The 17,080-nt window shown below is 68.1% G+C and carries 16 protein-coding genes; 7 read left to right on the top strand and 9 right to left on the bottom strand.

The genetic code is table 11. From position 1 onward, the window contains the following. Window positions 1-7: 7 nt before the first annotated feature. From ACXMYJ_RS19220 to ACXMYJ_RS19210, 3 genes are all read right to left on the bottom strand, one after another. A complete protein-coding gene (locus ACXMYJ_RS19220) occupies window positions 8-1,429 on the bottom strand; it encodes an MFS transporter (RefSeq protein WP_460358466.1) in 1,422 nt (473 codons plus the stop codon). A 135-nt stretch (window positions 1,430-1,564) separates the two neighbouring features. Continuing rightward, the gene (locus tag ACXMYJ_RS19215; RefSeq protein WP_260756779.1) at window positions 1,565-1,936 is read right to left on the bottom strand and encodes a pyridoxamine 5'-phosphate oxidase family protein; all 372 of its coding nucleotides are present in this window, start codon (window positions 1,934-1,936) and stop codon (window positions 1,565-1,567) included. Window positions 1,937-1,982: 46 nt separating this feature from the next. Next, complete coding sequence (locus ACXMYJ_RS19210; protein WP_460358463.1) at window positions 1,983-3,740, bottom strand: N-acyl-D-amino-acid deacylase family protein; 1,758 nt, start codon at window positions 3,738-3,740, stop codon at window positions 1,983-1,985. Between the two features lie 22 nt (window positions 3,741-3,762). Here ACXMYJ_RS19210 and ACXMYJ_RS19205 point away from each other — a divergent pair, with 22 nt between their 5' ends. From ACXMYJ_RS19205 to ACXMYJ_RS19180, 6 genes are all read left to right on the top strand, one after another. Then, a complete protein-coding gene (locus tag ACXMYJ_RS19205) occupies window positions 3,763-4,140 on the top strand; it encodes a VOC family protein (RefSeq protein WP_460358460.1) in 378 nt (125 codons plus the stop codon). Between the two features lie 10 nt (window positions 4,141-4,150). Then, on the top strand, window positions 4,151-4,663 hold the full coding sequence (locus tag ACXMYJ_RS19200; RefSeq protein WP_443188862.1) for a mycothiol transferase: 513 nt from the start codon (window positions 4,151-4,153) through the stop codon (window positions 4,661-4,663). Window positions 4,664-4,710: 47 nt separating this feature from the next. After that, entirely contained in the window at window positions 4,711-5,262 is a 552-nt protein-coding gene (locus ACXMYJ_RS19195; RefSeq protein WP_460358456.1) for a phosphatase PAP2 family protein, read from the top strand. Then, window positions 5,246-6,775: an aldehyde dehydrogenase family protein gene (locus ACXMYJ_RS19190; RefSeq protein WP_460358453.1), complete on the top strand. Its 1,530-nt coding sequence runs from the start codon at window positions 5,246-5,248 to the stop codon at window positions 6,773-6,775. The genes ACXMYJ_RS19195 and ACXMYJ_RS19190 overlap by 17 nt, the downstream gene beginning before the upstream one ends. Before the next feature lie 62 nt (window positions 6,776-6,837). Continuing rightward, window positions 6,838-7,695, top strand: coding sequence for a polyphosphate kinase 2 (gene ppk2, locus ACXMYJ_RS19185; protein WP_443188864.1), 858 nt, complete (start codon window positions 6,838-6,840; stop codon window positions 7,693-7,695). 61 nt (window positions 7,696-7,756) lie between these two features. After that, a complete protein-coding gene (locus tag ACXMYJ_RS19180) occupies window positions 7,757-8,623 on the top strand; it encodes a hypothetical protein (protein WP_260756786.1) in 867 nt (288 codons plus the stop codon). 73 nt (window positions 8,624-8,696) lie between these two features. Here the strand turns inward: ACXMYJ_RS19180 and ACXMYJ_RS19175 are convergent, their stop codons facing one another. Together ACXMYJ_RS19175 and ACXMYJ_RS19170 are read right to left on the bottom strand one after the other, a co-directional pair. Next, window positions 8,697-8,852, bottom strand: a complete 156-nt coding sequence (locus ACXMYJ_RS19175; protein WP_260756788.1) for a hypothetical protein — start codon at window positions 8,850-8,852, stop codon at window positions 8,697-8,699. A gap of 124 nt (window positions 8,853-8,976) precedes the next feature. Then, complete coding sequence (locus tag ACXMYJ_RS19170; RefSeq protein ID WP_460358448.1) at window positions 8,977-11,589, bottom strand: LuxR C-terminal-related transcriptional regulator; 2,613 nt, start codon at window positions 11,587-11,589, stop codon at window positions 8,977-8,979. Window positions 11,590-11,664: 75 nt separating this feature from the next. Between ACXMYJ_RS19170 and ACXMYJ_RS19165 the strand changes: the two genes are divergently transcribed. Continuing rightward, a complete protein-coding gene (locus ACXMYJ_RS19165) occupies window positions 11,665-12,024 on the top strand; it encodes a hypothetical protein (protein ID WP_460358445.1) in 360 nt (119 codons plus the stop codon). Window positions 12,025-12,082: 58 nt separating this feature from the next. On the opposite strand, the gene ACXMYJ_RS19160 is transcribed toward ACXMYJ_RS19165, so the two are convergent. The 4 genes from ACXMYJ_RS19160 to ACXMYJ_RS19145 form a co-directional block, all read right to left on the bottom strand. Beyond that, entirely contained in the window at window positions 12,083-12,403 is a 321-nt protein-coding gene (locus tag ACXMYJ_RS19160) for a hypothetical protein (RefSeq protein ID WP_260756792.1), read from the bottom strand. Next, complete coding sequence (locus ACXMYJ_RS19155) at window positions 12,400-13,053, bottom strand: LpqN/LpqT family lipoprotein (protein ID WP_260756793.1); 654 nt, start codon at window positions 13,051-13,053, stop codon at window positions 12,400-12,402. Before ACXMYJ_RS19155 ends, ACXMYJ_RS19160 begins: the two co-directional genes overlap by 4 nt. Window positions 13,054-13,055: 2 nt before the next feature. After that, the gene (locus tag ACXMYJ_RS19150) at window positions 13,056-15,092 is read right to left on the bottom strand and encodes a prolyl oligopeptidase family serine peptidase (protein WP_260756794.1); all 2,037 of its coding nucleotides are present in this window, start codon (window positions 15,090-15,092) and stop codon (window positions 13,056-13,058) included. An 89-nt stretch (window positions 15,093-15,181) separates the two neighbouring features. Continuing rightward, complete coding sequence (locus tag ACXMYJ_RS19145) at window positions 15,182-17,014, bottom strand: NAD(P)-binding domain-containing protein (protein WP_443188870.1); 1,833 nt, start codon at window positions 17,012-17,014, stop codon at window positions 15,182-15,184. Between the last annotated feature and the right edge of the window lie 66 nt (window positions 17,015-17,080).

The raw sequence follows: 17,080 nt of genomic DNA, 5'->3' as shown, positions 1-17,080 counted from the left end.
GAGCAAATCACGCACCGTCAACGACACCCCGACCGAACAGGAGGCCACCCCCGCGGCACTGACCACCTGAACCATCACCTCGAAGAATCACACGACGACGTCGTACACCACGTCCCTGGACTTGACCCAGCGGTGCGGGTTTGAGCGCCAGGGTGGCCAGCACGCTGATGACGGCAGTGGTGACCAGGTAGCCGCAGGCCAGCCACGGGCTGCCGCCGGCGACCCCGATCAGCGCGGTCAGGATCAGCGGGGTCAGGCCCGACGCGTACACACCGGAGAGCTGGTAGACCGTCGACAGGCCGGTGTAGCGGATCCGGGCCGGGAACAGCGAGGCGTACAGCGTGCCCTGGGCGCCGTAGAACAGCGCGTGGACGACACCGAACACCACCACCATCGCAAGCGCGTAGAAGACGATGTCCCCAGTGCCGAACAGCGCGAACACGGGGAAGACGGCCACGGCGTATGCGGCGATCCCGATGGTGTAGATCCGCTTGGCGCCGTAGCGGTCGGTGAGCAGGCCGGACACCGGCAGCAGCGCCGCCATCAGAAGCGCCGCGACGGTGACGACGAGCAGCACGGGCACCTTCCCCAGCCCGAGAGTGCCGGTGGCGTAGGCGATCGCGAACACACCCCAGGTGTTGAAGGCCGCGCCCTCACCCCAGCGAGACAGCATGCCCAGCACCGTCGATTTCAGGATCGGCGGCCGGAACACCTCGCGCACCGGGACCGCGGCACGGTCGTCGCTCTCCCGTACTTTCTCGAAAGACGGTGTCTCACTGGCCTTCAGCCGCACCACAACGCCGAAGATCACCAGCACGATGCTGAACAGGAACGCGATCCGCCACCCGTAGGTCAGGAAGGCCTCGTTGGGCAGTGCCACTTGCAACAGCGCGAAAACCCCTGTGCCCAAGGCGAGCCCGAGCGCCAGCCCGACCTGCGGGATACTGCCGAACAGGCCGCGCCGGCGGGGCGGTCCGTGCTCGACGGCCAGCAGCACCGCCCCGGCCCACTCCCCGCCGAGCGCGAAGCCCTGAACGACACGCAACAGCAGCAGCAGGATCGTCGCCAGCACACCGATCTGCGCGGCGGTGGGCAGCACACCCATCAACGCGGTCGCCCCGCCCATCAGCAGCATGGTCAGCGCCAGCGTCTTCTTGCGGCCGATGCGGTCGCCGACGTGCCCGAACACGAAGCCGCCGATCGGGCGCACGACGAATCCGACCGCGAACGTCGCGAAGGACAGCATGGTGCCGACGAACGTGGTCTGGTCGGGGAAGAAGGCCTGATTGAACACCAGGCTGGCTGCAGTGGCGTAGAGGAAGAAGTCGTACCACTCGATCGTGGTGCCGACCAGGCTCGCCCACAGGGCTGTGCGGGCCTGCGGGGTCACCGTCCGCTGATCGGGGGCGGGCGCATTCGTGACAGTCACGAGGATCTATCAGCCCAACTTCGGCGGGACTTCGCCAGACTTTCGCGCGGGCTGATCCGAACGCGGGATGAAATCCCGTGGTGGGGTAGTGCAGTGTGTTCGTGACCACCGCTGGAATGACCGGAAAGGTCGTCCTCACTCGCGCAGTGGCACGCAGTCGTCCCCGCAGCCGGAGGCGGTGGGGACGCCCGGCGTAGCGGGGCGGTGCAGCACCGCCCCGGCCGGACGGATACGCATGCCGTCGCCGGCGGCTTCGGCCCGGCCGTCGACGATCAGTGAGTAACCACCGGGCTCGCGCGGCGGCCACACCAGCGTGACGGCCGGATGGGCGGACGCGTTACGGCGAGTGCTGTTTCCGATGGAGTCGATCCGCAGGATCCCGTCGGTCGCCACGGGAGCGACCGCGACGGTGTGCGCCCGGTAATCGTCTCCGACGGTGACGAGATACGCGAACGGGAAGTCACCGAGAACCTCGGCGAGCCGGTCGGGATCCACCTTCACGCTCATGGGATGAGGGTACTCAGAGCGCCTGGGGGTTCGATCGGCTGCACGGTCATTCCATTGATGGTTCAACACGATCGTGGTGTGATGCCACGGGCGCGGGCTGGCGGCCCCGGACGAGTCTGCCCGGCCGGGCCGCCGTCGGGGCACCGTTCTCGGCGATCACCTCCCCGGAGACGATCGTGGCCACGTAGCCGTCCGCGCTCTGGTCCAGGCGGCGGCCACCCGCGGGCAGGTCGTTGACCACGACCGGCTTGTGCAGCCGTAGCGACTCGGCGTCGATGACGTTGAGATCGGCCTTGTAGCCCACAGCGATTCGGCCGCGGTCGGCGAGCCCGGCCACCCGCGCGGGCACCGAGGTGAGTTCACGCACCGCGTCCTGGACCGACAGCCGGCCCGTGGCGCGGTCGCGCACCCAGTGGGTCAGCATGTAGGTCGGGAAGCTTGCGTCGCAGATCATTCCGTAGTGCGCACCGCCATCGCCGAGGCCGAGCACCACGTCGTCGCGCCGGATCAGCTCGGCGACGGTGTCCAGCGAGCCGTCGCGGAAGTTGGCCAGCGTGACCAGCAGCATGGCGTGACCGTCATCGTCGAGCAACCGGTCGTAGGCCTCCTCCTGCGGGCTGACGCCACGAGCCTGTGCGCAGGCTCCGATCGAATCCGACTGTGAAGGTTCGTAATTCGGGGGATCGCCGAGGGGGAACATGTAGTTCCAGGCTTGCGCGGCGAACATCAGCGGGTGCCCGTCGGAGGCCGGCGTGTCGGTGAGGATGCGTTCGCGCACCTCGGGTCTGCGCATCTCGGCCACCCGCTCGGCCAGCGGAAGCGATGCGATCTCCCGGTACGACGGGTACATCACGAACGGATTGCCGGACAGTTCCAGTCCCAGCATCAGCCCGATGGGCCGCGGGAAGATCTGAGCGCTGATGCGGCCGCCGTTCTGATTGGCCTTCTCCACCATCCGCAGCGCGTCGAGGTAGAACGGGTCACCGGCGTTGCCGATCGCCAGCGTGAACGTCACCGGCAGGCCGACCGCGGCGGCCACGTCGAACACCGTCTGCAGGACGGGTTCGTAGTCGCCGGCCACCAGGTCGGGGACGAACTGGATCAGACCTCCACCGGCGTCGTCGACGCCCCGTGCGATCGCCTCGATCTCGGCGTGGTCGGCGTCGTATGTCGGGATCGGCTTGCCGCTCTCGGTTTTGTGCAGGGTGAAGCGCGAGGACGCGAAGCCCAGCGCGCCGGCCCGCACGGCCTCGGCGGCGAGCTTGCGCATCAGCATCAGGTCATCGGCCGTGGCGGGTTCGCGGTCGACTCCACGCCCGCCCATCACGTACACCCGCAGCGGCGAGTGCGGCAGGAACGCCGCCACATCGATATCCCTGCGCCCCGCGTCCAGCGCGTCGAGAAACTCGGGGAACGTCTCCCAGTGCCACGGCAGGCCGTCGACCATCACCACGCCGGGGATGTCCTCGACACCGGCCATCACGTCGACGAGCACGTCGTGGTCATCGGGCCGGCACGGCGCGAAGCCGACGCCGCAGTTGCCCATCACGGCGGTGGTGACGCCGTGGGCCGACGACGGTGTGAGCCGGTCCGACCAGATCGCCTGCCCGTCGTAGTGGGTGTGCAGGTCGACGAAGCCGGGAGTGACCAGCAGGCCGGTAGCGTCGATCTCCCGGATCCCGGAGCCGGCCGCGGCGCCGACGTCACAGATGACGCCGTCCCGGACGGCGACGTCCCCTGTGAACGGTGCGCCACCGAGGCCGTCGACGATGGTTCCCCCGCGGATCACGAGATCAAATGTCATACCCCGAATGTACGGTCAGCCCATGATCGATCACCTCGGAATCAACTGCGCGGACTGGGAGAAGTCGAAAGCGTTCTACGACAAGGTTCTCGGCGTGCTCGGCTACACGCGGCAGATGGACTATCAGGTCGCGATCGGGTACGGCAGGAACGGCAAGCCCGACTTCTGGATCGCTGACATGACCTCCGGCGACGCCGCGGGCCCGAACCGCGAGGTCCACGTCGCGTTCCAGGCCGCCGACACCGGGGCCGTGCAAGCGTTCTACGACGCGGCGCTGGAAGCCGGGGCGGAGTCGCTGCACGCCCCACGCCTGTGGCCCGAGTATCACCCGGGCTACTACGGCGCGTTCGTCCGCGATCCCGACGGCAACAACCTAGAGGCGGTCTTCCACGGGGCGTAGCTTGGCGGGCATGGCCGAAATAGATGCCGCCAGGGAACTGCTTCGCGACTCGTTTACCCGCCTCATCGAGCACGTCGACGACCTCACCGACGGGCTGACCGACGAGGTGGCCTATTACCGGCCGGCGCCGGACGCCAACACCATCGCGTGGCTGATCTGGCACAGCGCCCGAATCCAGGACGCCCAGCTGTGCGATCTTGCCGGCGTGGAACAGGTGTGGTTCCGCGAGGGCTGGGTGGACAAGTTCGCCCTCGATCTGCCCCGCGACGCGCACGGCTACGGGCACACCCCCGACGAGGTGGCCAAGGTGCGCGCACCGGCGAAACTCCTCGCCGGCTACTACCATGCGGTGCACAAGCTTTCGCTGGAATACGTCGCGTCGGTGACGGCCGACGAACTCGCCCGCATCGTCGACCGCCGGTGGACCCCACCGGTGACGGCGAGCGCGCGGTTGGTCAGCATCATCGACGACGCCGCGCAGCACCTCGGCCAGGCGGCCTACATCCGGGGTCTGGTGCGCTGACGCCGCTGATCAGGTGGTGGCCGGCGATCGGTCTGGCCGGGCTGATCGTGCTCGGCCTGGCGGTCGGCAAGGGTTCGACACCGGTCGACGACTGGTTTCAGGAACTCGGCCGTCGGCACCCGGAACTCAGATACCTGTTGCTGGCCAGCGACGGCCGACTGCTCATGGCGGTGTCGGCGGTCGTCATCGTGGCGGCGCTCATCCAGCGGCGACGGCGGCTCGCCGTGATCGCCGCGGTGACGCCGCTTGCCGGCGTGCTGGCCGCCCGACTGGGCAAGACCCTGTTCGGGCGAGTGAAGGAAGGCGGGTTGTGCTATCCGAGCGGGCACACGACGGTGACGGTCGTGGTGGTGGCGATGACGGTTCTTCTTGTGGGCGTGACGGTGTGGGCTGTGGTGGGCGCCGCGGCATTCCTGGCGCTCGCGGTGATCGGGCAGGCCGTCGCCTATCACTACTTCACCGATGCGGTCGGCGCTCTGTTGCTGGGCAGCGCGCTGGCGTGCCTGGCCGTGCCCGCCGCGAGACTTGACAGGCGTCAAACCCGAATGCAGGCTGGATCACACCGGTCGTTAGCATGGAGAAATGACAGCGACGTCTGACGCCGGCACCTCCACCGATTTCACCGGCACCGCAACGATCAGGAACCCTGCTACCGGCGCGATCGCCGGAGAGGTGCGCTGGACTGATCCCGCCGACGTGACCCGAGTGGCGGCCGGCCTGCGCACCGCTCAGCGGGAGTGGGAGGCGCGCGGCGCCAAGGGACGCGCGAAGGTGCTGGCCCGCTACGCGGTGTGGCTGGGCGAGCACCGGGACGAGATCGAGCGGCTCTTGATCGCCGAAACCGGCAAGTCGGCCGGGGACGCGGCACAGGAAGTCCCGCTGATCATCATGATCACGTCGTACTACGTCCGGACCATGGCCAAGGCGCTGGCGCCGGAGTCCCGCCCGGCGTCGCTGCCGTTCCTGTCGATCAAGAAGATCACCGTGCACTACCGGCCCCGCCCGGTCGTCGGCATCATCGCGCCGTGGAACTACCCGGTCGCCAACGCGTTGATGGATGCGATCGGCGCGCTCGCCGCGGGCTGCGCGGTGCTGCTCAAACCGTCCGAGCGGACCCCGCTGACCGCCGAACTGCTGCTGCGCGGCTGGCTGGACTCCGGCGGCCCCGACGTGCTGGCGCTGGCCCAGGGCGCGCGCGAGGTGTCCGAGGCCGTCATCGACAACTCCGACTACATCCAGTTCACCGGATCCAGCGCGACCGGTGCGAAGGTCATGGAGCGGGCCGCGCGCCGGCTCACCCCGGTCAGCCTCGAACTCGGCGGCAAAGACCCGATGATCGTGCTCGAAGACGCCGACGTCGACCTGGCCGCCCACGCCGCGGTGTGGGGTGCGATGTTCAACGCCGGGCAGACCTGCGTGTCGGTTGAGCGGGTGTATGTGCTCGAGCAGGTCTACGACCAGTTCGTCGCCGCCGTGGTCCGCGACGTGCAGAACCTGAAGATGGGTGCGGGGGACGGGCACTCCTTCGGCGCGCTGATCGACGACAGCCAGGTCGAGATCACCGCCCGCCATGTTCAGGACGCGCTGGCCAAGGGCGCCCGCGCGCTGACGGGCGGCAAACGCGGAACCGGGCCCGGCAGCTTCTACGAACCCACCGTGCTGGTCGACGTCGACCACTCGATGGCCTGCATGACCGAGGAGACGTTCGGGCCGACGCTGCCGATCATGAAGGTGTCCTCGGTCGAAGAGGCGGTCCGGCTGGCCAACGACAGCCCCTACGGTTTGTCGGCGACGGTGTTCTCCAAGGACGTCGAGCGTGCTGAAGCGATTGCGGTGCAACTGGATTGCGGCGGGGTGAACGTCAATGACGTGATCTCCAACCTGATGTGCACCACCGCCCCGATGGGCGGCTGGAAGACCTCGGGGATCGGTGCCCGCTTCGGCGGGCCCGAAGGTCTGCGCAAGTACTGCCGGATCGAGACGGTGGTCAGCCCGCGCACGCGCGTCGGCGCGGGCGGCAACTACTACAACAACTCCCCGCGCGCGCTGAAGCGGATGAACACGCTGATGACCAAACTCGCGTTGATCCGTCCGCGGCGGGTGGCGAAGTAGCTCATCCCGGCTGTTCACCGGCGCGTCACCTCCCGGTCCGTCGTGGTGGGTAGCTTGCGCCGGTGACTCTGGACCTGTCCGGCTACACCGTCGTCGACGACGATGACGACGACCCCGTCCTGCTGCTGCAGCCGAGCGGGCAGGTCGTCGACACCTGGCGCGAGAACTATCCGTATGACGAGCGGATGAGCCGGCCGGAGTACGAGGAACAGAAGCGCCTGCTGCAGATCGAGCTGTTGAAGCTGCAGAAGTGGAGTCAATCCCACGGGCACCGGCACGTCATCGTGTTCGAAGGACGTGACGCAGCGGGCAAGGGCGGCACCATCAAGCGGTTCATGGAGCACCTCAACCCCCGCGGCGCCCGGGTGGTGGCGCTGGAGAAGCCCACCGAGAAGGAACGTACGCAGTGGTACTTCCAGCGCTATGTGCAGCACCTGCCGTCGGCCGGTGAGATGGTCCTGTTCGACCGGTCCTGGTACAACCGGGCCGGTGTGGAGCGGGTGATGGGGTTCTGCACATCGAAGCAGCATGCCGAATTCATCAGGCAGGTGCCGCTCTTCGAGCAGATGCTCGTCAACGACGGCATCAGCCTGACCAAACTGTGGTTCTCCGTGACGGCGTCCGAGCAGCGCACCCGTTTCACGATCCGTCAGGTCGACCCGGTGCGGCAGTGGAAGCTGTCGCCCACCGACCTGGCGTCGCTGGACAAGTGGGATGCCTACACCGCGGCCAAGGAGGACATGTTCGCCTGGACGGACACCGAGACCGCGCCGTGGACGGTGGTCAAGAGCAACGACAAGAAACGTGCCCGGATCAACGCGATGCGGCACGTGCTGAGTAGATTCGACTACGACAACAAGGACCATGACGTGGTGGGCAGGCCCGATCCGCTCATCGTGGGGCGCGCCCTTTCCGACTGAGCCCGCGCGTCCCGGAGCCGCCACGGCGGCGACCCGCAGCAGGAGACAGGAGGACGCGTCCGTGCGCTTTCTCGCCGCGCTGCTGCTGTGGCTGCTCACGACGGTCGCGCTGGTCGCGGCGGTGCCCGCGGTGTGGGTGCAGACCCACGTCGTGTCCGAGGACGGCTACGCGTCGCTGGCCGCGGCGGCTGCCGGAGACCGGCGGCTGCAGGACGCGATGGCCGCCGAGCTGACCACCCAGATCGTCGCTCTGGGCGCCGCCAACGGTTATCCGCTCAATCCTGAGCTGGTTCGGCAGGTGGCGGAGTCCTATACGCGCAACTCGGGTTTCCCGGGACAGTTCGCGCAGGCCAACCGCATCGCGCATCGGTGGATGTTCACCGGGGCCGTGCCCAGCGGCAACTCCACCGACCAGTGGCTCATCGACGTCGCGCCGATGCTGTCCGACCCGTCGTTCTCGGCCACGCTCGGCAACCTGGACCTGCAGATACCGCCCACTCTCACGGTGCCCATCACCGTGGACACCCCGCAGTTGCAGCCCGGCAAGCTGAGGTGGTTGGCGACCTGGGGGCCGTGGGCCAGCGTCGGCGCCGCGGTGCTCACCGGCGTGTTCGCGCTGCTGACCCTTGCCGCGGCCCGGTCACGCGGCAAAGCACTTACCGCGCTTGGTGTCTCGGCCCTTCTCGTCGGCGCCGCAGGGTGGGCGGCCATCGAGGTCGGCGGTAGGTACGTGGACGCCGCGCTGAACCGGACGACCGGCAACATCCGGACCGTGGCCGAGGTGATGGTGGCCGCCGCCGAGAACAGCCTGCATCAGTGGCTCAACTACACCCTGCTCGCCGGCGGCGGGCTGGTGATCCTCGGAGTGCTCAGCGCCGCGGTGGGCGGCGCGCTGCGCCGGCCCGCGTCACCAGCCGTACGTGCCTGACGACCGCTCCCCGCAGTGCCGCCTCCACCTCGGCCGGTTACACGACCATCGGCGGGGCGGCGCACGCGTGCGTCTACAGTCGGTCCATCTCGCGCGACAGCAACGCACTTTCGACGAAGTTCAGGTGGTGCGGGTGGCCGTGCAGATCCCAGTCGGTGCGGACGCGCCTCGGATGATGACTTCTCCAGTGCACCAGCGCTTCAACTCTTGCAGGCATGGTGATCGTCATCGTCGTACTCCCCTCGATCAGTTGCGTCTATGTCATCGTCGTCCCCGTCAGTGGCACTCGACATCAGTAGCGCCGTACTGACCTTTGACGCACCCGTTACCCGTGATTTCTGAGGGGCGAGCTGTCAGCTCGGCTGACGCTTGACGTGGTCCAGCAGGCCGGCGAGCTCGTCGCGGCTGGTGGTTCCGGTCTTGGCCATGGCGTTGTAGATGTGGCTCTCCACGGTGCGCACCGACAGCTGAAGCCGGTCGGCGATGTCACGGTTGGACATCGGCTCGGTGAGCAGCATGACGATCTCGCGTTCGCGATCGGTCAGCGGCAGCCGTTCGACGGCCTGCCGAAGCGCGGGTGTGCAGGCTCCGCCAGCGGTCCGGGCGAGGGTCTCGGCGCGTGCCGAACACCGCAGAGCGGATCCGCGCAGGCTCTGCTTACGGAAGCACACGGCCGCATAGGCGGCCGCGTCGACGGCAGCGACCAGGTCGCCCATCTCTTCGAAACTCCCTGAGAGAGTTTCCAATTGCGGGGCGTCGGCACGCCCCAGGGCGGCGGCGAACAGGCTGGCGAGCTCGACGCGGGGGCCCTCGACGATGCGGCGGAGTTCGGCCAGGCGCGGGGCGGTCGAGCTGGCACCGAACTGGGTCGCAGTCTGCAGGCACAGCACCTCCGCGGCGAATTGCTGTCGGCGGCGAGATGTTTCGGCGGCGGCGCGGACCGTCTCGATTGCGTCGCTGGTGGCGCCTTGGCAGCAGGCCACCCATCCGCCGGCAATCGCTCGGGCGTAGTCCAGATACCGCCAGCTCGGATGGACGGCGTGCTCCAGGCGCTCCAGCGCGGCCGCGGCGTGCTCGGTCAGTCCCCGCATCGCCAGCGCCGTCGTCAGCAGAATCCGATAGCGGTAGTTGAAACCGGTGGCCGGATTCCGCGTCGTCGCCCGCTCGACGGCCTTGGTGAGCAGTGCGCACGCCCGGTCGAGGCCCCCGGCGGCCAGGGCGGCCTGACCGCTGACCGCGACCGCTACCTGACCGAACGGCGCAGCCCGGGAGTTGACCGCCTGGTCGCGCATCAGCGCCGCGACCGCTTCGGCGTCGGCGATCCGACCGGCCAGGGCCAGCGCGTTGGTGTGTGCGTCCGCGATGATGATGAACGCGCGCACCGGGATCGAATATCCGGCCGTGGCGGCGGCGACGGCCTCGGTGGTGCGTCCGCCCTCACCGTGCGCCACCGTGGACGCCCACGCGGTCAATCTGCGCTGGAAGTCGTCGGGCAACTGGGCCGGCTCGAACGCCGCTGCGCACTCCAGGGCGGCTGCCGGATTGCCCATGCCCGCCCAGTACACGCAGCTGAAGGCGTTGAGCGACGGGTGTTGCGGGATCGCGAGGGCTGAGACGTCGTCGATCAACTCCTTGGCGCGCCGCGGCCGGGCCATCGTGAAGAACAGGTTGACCGCGCGCAAGAACGTCAGCCGGGCTCGGTCCCTGTCCGTGAGTCGGGTCGAATCCACCTCGGCGAGAAGTTCTTCGGCTTCACTGCCCGCCCCCTGCAGTGACAGCACGAAAGCCCTGACGATACGCGCTTCGGGTCCTCCGCCGGCGCGGATGGCTCCCTCCGCCAACCGGTCCGCCAGTGCGAGGTCCATCATCCAGGCCGCGCCGCGGGCGGCGGTGAGCAGCAGATCGACGTCGGGCGGCAGATCGGAGTCCAGACTCAGAGCGCCGCGGCGCACCACGGTGTGGATGTCGTCGTGGTGGTCGGAGCCACCCAGCTCGGTGCCTACCAGTCCTCGTAGCCGCCGCAATGTCGTCTGCGGCGCCCGGCTCCGGCGCACCTCGCCGTAGAGCGGATGCGCGAGCCTGACCTCGACCGTGTCGCCGCCGGGTTCGAACGAGACGAGCCCCCGGCGGTCGGCCTCTTCGATTGCGGCCGGATCGGTGATTCGGGTCAGGGACCGCATCGCGATCGGCTCGCCGACGGCGACGACGTCGACGACGGTGCTGACCGCGTCGGACAGCCCGCCGATGCGGGCCTCGACGAGCTCCACGAGGCGCCGCGGGATCACGGGGTTGCCGTGCCAGGCCCACACACCGCCGCGGACCGCCAGCCGCCCGTCGGACACCTCCTGTTCGACGATGTTGCGCAGGTACAGGGGATTGCCGCGGGTCAACGTCCACAGCCGGTTGACGGCATCCGGATCCAGCTGTCCGCCAAGGGTTTCCGAGAGAAGTCTGGCGGTCTGTGACTCCGAGAGGGGGCCGACCTCCAGCCGGTCGAGCTCTCCGCACTTCCACAGCTCCTGGGTGGCCGCGGGAACGGGTTCGTCGTCGCGGACCGTCAGCACCACCTGCGCCAGTCCGCGCTGGATGGTCTGATGGACGACGACGGTGGACAGGTCGTCGAGCAGCTGGACGTCGTCCACCCCGAGTGCCACGGGGGCGCCCTCGGGCGAGGCGGTCAGCGCCGTGATCACGTCGTGGATCAGTTGCAGGCTGTCGTTGCCGGATGCTCGGGCCCACGGTGTGAGCGCACCCAGCGGCAGGTTGCGCGCGGCCGAGGTGCCGACCACCCAGCGCACCTGCCATCCGCGAGCGGTGAACGCCGCGAGCGCGTCCCGCACGATGCGGCTCTTGCCGACACCCGCCGGACCGCTGACCACGATGCCCGCCGAGGCGGAATCCAGCAGCGCGGCTTCGATCTGTCGCGTCTCGTCGGAGCGGCCGGTCAGCGGCCATGTCAACCGCACACGCCAAGCCTAGAAGCCTGAGCTGCGCGAGATAAAGAGGTTCTCGGGTACCGAAATCTCGGTACCCGAGTACTGATGTTCCGGCTCGGCGCCGCAGCAACACTGAAATCCATGACGATTGACACGACGGCCATGCGGGCTCTGCCTTGTCTTTTCGACGCCGGGCTACCGATGTTGGCTTACCACCACGTGGAAGACCCGCTCGAAGCCCATCGGCTCATCGCGCCGGCGCGAGCGTGTGGCCCGATCGCGATCGGTACCCATGGACCGGAATTGCTCAGCTATCACCTTGCGCGCGGGGTGTTGCGTGATCCCCGGTTTCGGGTGCCGCGGGGAGTGTTTCTGTCTTCACAGGGAATCCAGTCCGGAGGACTGGCAGGCGTTCTCGGACTGGACCGACGACATCTTCCTGGCATTGCGCTGGACAGCCGCTGAGAACCAGTGTCGTATTCCGGTCGCCTTCGACGCCGCCTGATCCCGGCGGCCTCCGTCGTCACCCTCGGGGCGGTGGATCGGGTTGCCGGTACGGCGCGTAGGCCGAGTGAATTCGTCCGCCGATCTTGATGTTGGGTGTGCGGAAGTACGCCCAGCCGGTCATCAGGATCACCGCGGCGGCGGTGAACGCGACCGAACTCTGCACGTCGGGCAGACCCCCCAGGAACAGCAACAACACTCCGAGAACAGTTCCAGCCCAGTAGATTCGGCGTTTCCTCGCGCGAGCCGCCACCGTGGCGGTGTCCCATCCCGGGACGACGGCGCCGAAGAGCAGCGCGAGGGCGCCCGAAGCCAGCAACACCCACGAGACGGTGCTCATGAACTCGGCAACAGCATCTGGAACCCGTCGACGATCTCTTGGGAATCCTTGACGTATTTCGGGTTGATCGGGTCGGTGGTCTGAATCGTCAGCGTCGCCAGGTACGTAGCGCCGCCCGCCTCGGCCGCGACCGCATGCATGATGATCGGCCGCTCCGGGGCCGGCCCCAGCGGGGGAGCCGTGTAGTGAGTTGTCTCAGAGGGGAATCCGCAGGTGGTGTTGTCCTGGGTCTCCAGATCGAAGGCGCCCATCAAGGTCTTCAGGTTGCCGCGGTTCTGCTCGAATATCTCGTCGGGCGACGGATTACCGCGCGTCGATTCCAGGGTGACGACGGCATTGGTGGCGAAGCGGTCGGCCACCAGATCGGTCGAGACGATCGTGTAGCGGATGATCTGGCTGTCCATCATGGTGTTGCGTTCCCAGCCGTCCGGTACCGGGATACGCAAGCGTGGTTCACGGGCGTCGTCGCTGGGGATGTCCTCCAGTGGCGCGTCCACCGCCGTGCACAGGCCCTCGCCGCCGCCGGATGTCGCCGCCGCGGGTGCATCGCCCACCGCCGTCACCGCCGTTCCGGTGATCTGCTCTGCGCAACCGGTCAGTGTCAACGTCGTCACCGCGACGGCGAATAGCGGCCTCCATGGCGCGGTCATGTTCAGTGCCCGCTCAGCGTTCGGTGCAGGAATTCGAAGATCAACGCCGAACGGAACGCGATCTGCGGGTTGTCGGAGGCGCCCGCATGGCCGCCCTCGATGTTCTCGTAGTAGCGCACCGGGTGCCCGGCGGCCTCCAGCGCCGCGGTCATTTTCCTCGCGTGACCCGGATGCACCCTGTCATCGCGGGTGGACGTCGTGATGAGCACCGGCGGGTAGCGCTTGTCGGCCGAAATGTTCTGATACGGCGAATATTCGGAGATGAACGCCCAATCCTCGGGATCGTCGGGGTCGCCGTACTCGGCCACCCAGGACGCCCCCGCGAGAAGCAGGTGGAACCGCTTCATGTCGAGCAGCGGCACACTGCACACCAGGCCCCCGAACAGCTCCGGGTACTTCGTCAGCATGATGCCCATCAGCAGGCCGCCGTTGCTCCCACCCTGCGCACCGAGCTGCTCGACCGTCGTGATGCCGCGAGCCACCAGATCCTTTGCCACAGCGGCGAAGTCCTCGGCGACTCGGTGGCGCCCTTCGCGCATGGCCTGGGTGTGCCAGGTGGGGCCGTACTCTCCGCCGCCGCGGATGTTGGCCAGCACGTAGGTGCCGCCGCGGGACAACCACAGCCGCCCCAGCACTCCGTCGTAACCCGGGGTGCGGGACACCTCGAAACCGCCGTACCCGCCGAGCAGCGTCGGGCCGGCTGCCTCGACATGCCGGTGACCGACGACGAAGTACGGGATCTGCGTTCCGTCGTCGGACGTGGCGAAGTGCTGCGAGACGTCGATGTCGGCGGTGTCGAAGAACGAAGGCGCCCGTTTGATCTCGGTGAGCTCACCGCCGGCCGGGCCGTGTAGCAGCCGGGAGGGGGTGTCGAAACCCGAAGAGTCCAGGAAGATTTCGTCGCCGAGGCTGTCGGCGCCGACGATCGAGGTGTTGGTGTTGTCCGGCAGCCCGGTCACCGGCTCGGCTGTCCACGGCCCCGGCGTGTAGACCTGCACTCGGCTGGCGACGTCGGCCAGCGTGACGACGACCAGGCGATCTCGGGTCCACGCGTAGTGGTGCAGGCAGGTGTGCTCGTCGGGGGTGAACACCACCTGCAGTTCGGCTGTGCCGCCGAGGAATGTTTCGTAATCGGCGGCCAGCAGCGATCCGGCGGGGAAGGGCGTGGTGCCGTAGGTCCAGTCGGTGCGCAGTTCGATCAGCAGCCACTCGCGGTGGACCGAGATGCTGGCGTCGGTGGGGGCGTCGATACGGATCAGCTCGCCGTCGCGCAACTCGTAGACCTGCTCGTTGAAGAAATCGAGCGCGCGGCTGACCAGCGTGCGCTCGAATCCTTCGGTGCGGTCGCGCGAGCCGGCCACCAGCACATCAGATTCCGCACCGCTGAACACGGTTTCGGCTTCCGCCAGCGGCTGCCCGCGCCGCCACCGCTTGACCAGTCGCGGGTAGCCCGACTCGGTCAGCGATCCCTCGCCGAAGTCGGTGCCGACCAGCAGGGTGTTCTCGTCCTCCCAGGAGACCTGTGACTTGGCCTCGGGCAATTCGAACCCGCCCTCGACGAAGCTGCGGGTGAGCATGTCGAACTCCCGCACCACGGCGGCGTCGGATCCACCCCGCGACAGGCTGATCAAGGCCAGTGAATGGTCCGGCTCGATGACGTCCGCGCCGGCCCACACCCAGTTCACGCCGTCGGCCGCCGCGAGTTCGTCGACGTCGATGATGACGTCCCAGTCCGGTTGTTCGGTGCGGTAGCTGTCCAGGGTCGTGCGCCGCCAGACGCCCTTTTGATGTTCGGCGTCGCGCCAGAAGTTGTACAGGTAATCACCGCGCCGGCGGACATACGGAATCCGCGCGTCGGTGTCGAGCACCTCCAGCGCTTCGGCCCGCATCTGCTCGAAGCGTTCACCGGCGAGCTCGGCCAGCGTCGGTTCGTTGTGCTCGCGCACCCACCTCAGCGCGTCGTCGCCGGTGACGTCCTCCAGCCAGAGATGCGGGTCGGTGTCGGTGTGCTCGCTGCGGGTATCCGTCACGCCACCCATTCTGCGCAACCGCCGAAATCGCATTCCATGCGGGCGTCAGGCAACTTGACGCGCGTGGAATGCGATTTCGGCGGAAGCTGAGCCGAGGCTCAGCTGAGGTGGTGAACCTCCTGCAGGCCGTACACCGGGGTCGGCATCCCCTCGAAACGGGCCTTGAGCTGCAGCGCCAGGTACAGCGAGTAGTGCCGTGACTGGTGCAGGTTGCCGCCGTGGAACCACAGATTGGGCTGCTGGGTGGGCTTCCACATGTTGCGCTGCTCGCCCTCCCACGGGCCCGGATCCTTCGGGGTGTCGCTACCGAGACCCCACACCTTGCCCACCCTGTCGGCAACCTCTTGGCCGATGAGGTCGGCGGCCCACCCGTTCATCGAGCCGTAGCCGGTGGCGTACACCACCACGTCGGCGGGCAACACGGTGCCGTCGGCGAGCACCACCGAGTCCTCCGTCAGGCGGTCGACCTCCCCGTGGGCCAGCTTGATCCGGCCGTCGGCCACCATGTCACAGGCGCCGACGTCGATGTAGTAGCCCGACCCGCGGCGCAGATACTTCATGAACAGCCCGGAACCGTCTGCGCCCCAGTCCAATTGGAATCCGGCTGCCTCCAGCCGGTCGTAGAACTCCTTGTCGCGCTCCCGCATCCGGTCGTACAGCGGGATCTGGAACTCGTGCATGATCCGGTACGGCAACGACGCGAACGTCAGATCGGCCTTCTCGGTCGTCATCCCCGCCGCCAGCGCCCGCTCGGAGTACAGGTCGCCCAGCCCGATGTCCATCAGGGTGTCGGACTTGACGATGTGCGTCGACGACCGCTGCACCATCGTCACGTCGACGCCGTTCTCGTAGAGCGCCTTGCAGATGTCGTGGGCGGAGTTGTTCGATCCGATCACCACCGCCTTCTTGCCGACGTACGCGTCCGGGCCGGGGTGGGCGCTGGAATGGTGCTGGTCGCCGCGGAACACGTCCTGCCCCGGCAGCGTCGGCACGTTCGGCTTGCCCGACATGCCGGTGGCAAGCACCAGTTGAGTTGGGCGCAGGGTCAGTCGCTCGCCGTCGCGGTCGACCTCGACGGTCCAGGTCTGCGACGCCTCGTCGTAAGACGCGGACAGGCAGGTGGTCTTCGACCAGTACGGCACCTCCATCACCCGGGTGTAGAACTCCAGCCAGTCGCCGATCTTGTCCTTCGGCGCGAACACCGGCCAGTTCGGCGGAAACGGCAGGTAGGGCAGGTGGTCGTACCAGACCGGATCGTGCAGGCACAGCGACTTGTAGCGCTTGCGCCACTGGTCGCCGGGGCGTTCGTGCTTGTCGACGACGATCGCGGGCACCCCGAGCTGGCGCAGCCGGGCGCCGAGCGCGATACCGCCCTGCCCGCCGCCGATCACCAGCACATACGGCTGGACCGTCCGGCCCAGCTCCGCGTCCTCGGCGGCCTTCTTCTCGGCCCACGACCGCGGGTCCGGGGCGTCGCCGTGCACCGCTCCCAGCACCCTGGTGGGCCCTTTGCGCTCCTCGTGCCCCTTGAGTTCCTGCAGCGCGGTCAGCAGCGTCCAGGCCTGGTCGGTCCCCGAGTCGCCTTTGAGCCGAAGATGCCCGGTGCCGCGGCCGGCGGCGGTCTCGAACTCGATGAACGCCGAGACGACATCACCGTCGGCAGTGGCGTCCTCGCGGGTCCGGAAGCCGGTCGGGTCCGTCTCGGCCAGCCGTGCGCCCAGCATGTCGGCGATCTGATCGCGGCCTTCCAGGGTCTTGAGATTCCAGGTGAAGGACACCAGGTCGCGCCAGAAGCTGTCCACCGCGAACATGCCGACAGCGCGTTCGATGTCGCGGACGGCCAGCGCCGCCTCGAAATCGGCCAGCCAGTACTCGACCCGCTGTTGCGGGCTCAGCTGGGTGGTGGTCTGAGGGTCAAGAGTCGAAGTCATGTGAGCCAGGACACACCGCTGCTGTGCCGGTCGGCAAGAGTTGCGAAGCGTTGCAATGACACCGAG

It is taken from the genome of Mycobacterium sp. ZZG (genome assembly GCF_054786995.1).
The sequence above is the reverse complement of the archived record's forward strand: the minus strand, read 5'-3'. Positions and strand labels throughout refer to the sequence as shown.

Excerpts from the sequence above, each read along its gene's own strand:
- ACXMYJ_RS19215 (WP_260756779.1), bottom strand. The coding sequence starts at position 1,936 with ATGAGCGTGAAGGTGGATCCCGACCGGCTCGCCGAGGTTCTCGGTGAC.
- ACXMYJ_RS19210 (WP_460358463.1), bottom strand. The coding sequence starts at position 3,740 with ATGACATTTGATCTCGTGATCCGCGGGGGAACCATCGTCGACGGCCTC.
- ACXMYJ_RS19205 (WP_460358460.1), top strand. The coding sequence starts at position 3,763 with ATGATCGATCACCTCGGAATCAACTGCGCGGACTGGGAGAAGTCGAAA.
- ACXMYJ_RS19200 (WP_443188862.1), top strand. The coding sequence starts at position 4,151 with ATGGCCGAAATAGATGCCGCCAGGGAACTGCTTCGCGACTCGTTTACC.
- ACXMYJ_RS19190 (WP_460358453.1), top strand. The coding sequence starts at position 5,246 with ATGACAGCGACGTCTGACGCCGGCACCTCCACCGATTTCACCGGCACC.
- ACXMYJ_RS19175 (WP_260756788.1), bottom strand. The coding sequence starts at position 8,852 with ATGACGATCACCATGCCTGCAAGAGTTGAAGCGCTGGTGCACTGGAGA.
- ACXMYJ_RS19165 (WP_460358445.1), top strand. The coding sequence starts at position 11,665 with ATGTTCCGGCTCGGCGCCGCAGCAACACTGAAATCCATGACGATTGAC.
- ACXMYJ_RS19160 (WP_260756792.1), bottom strand. The coding sequence starts at position 12,403 with ATGAGCACCGTCTCGTGGGTGTTGCTGGCTTCGGGCGCCCTCGCGCTG.
- ACXMYJ_RS19155 (WP_260756793.1), bottom strand. The coding sequence starts at position 13,053 with ATGACCGCGCCATGGAGGCCGCTATTCGCCGTCGCGGTGACGACGTTG.
- ACXMYJ_RS19150 (WP_260756794.1), bottom strand. The coding sequence starts at position 15,092 with ATGGGTGGCGTGACGGATACCCGCAGCGAGCACACCGACACCGACCCG.
- ACXMYJ_RS19145 (WP_443188870.1), bottom strand. The coding sequence starts at position 17,014 with ATGACTTCGACTCTTGACCCTCAGACCACCACCCAGCTGAGCCCGCAA.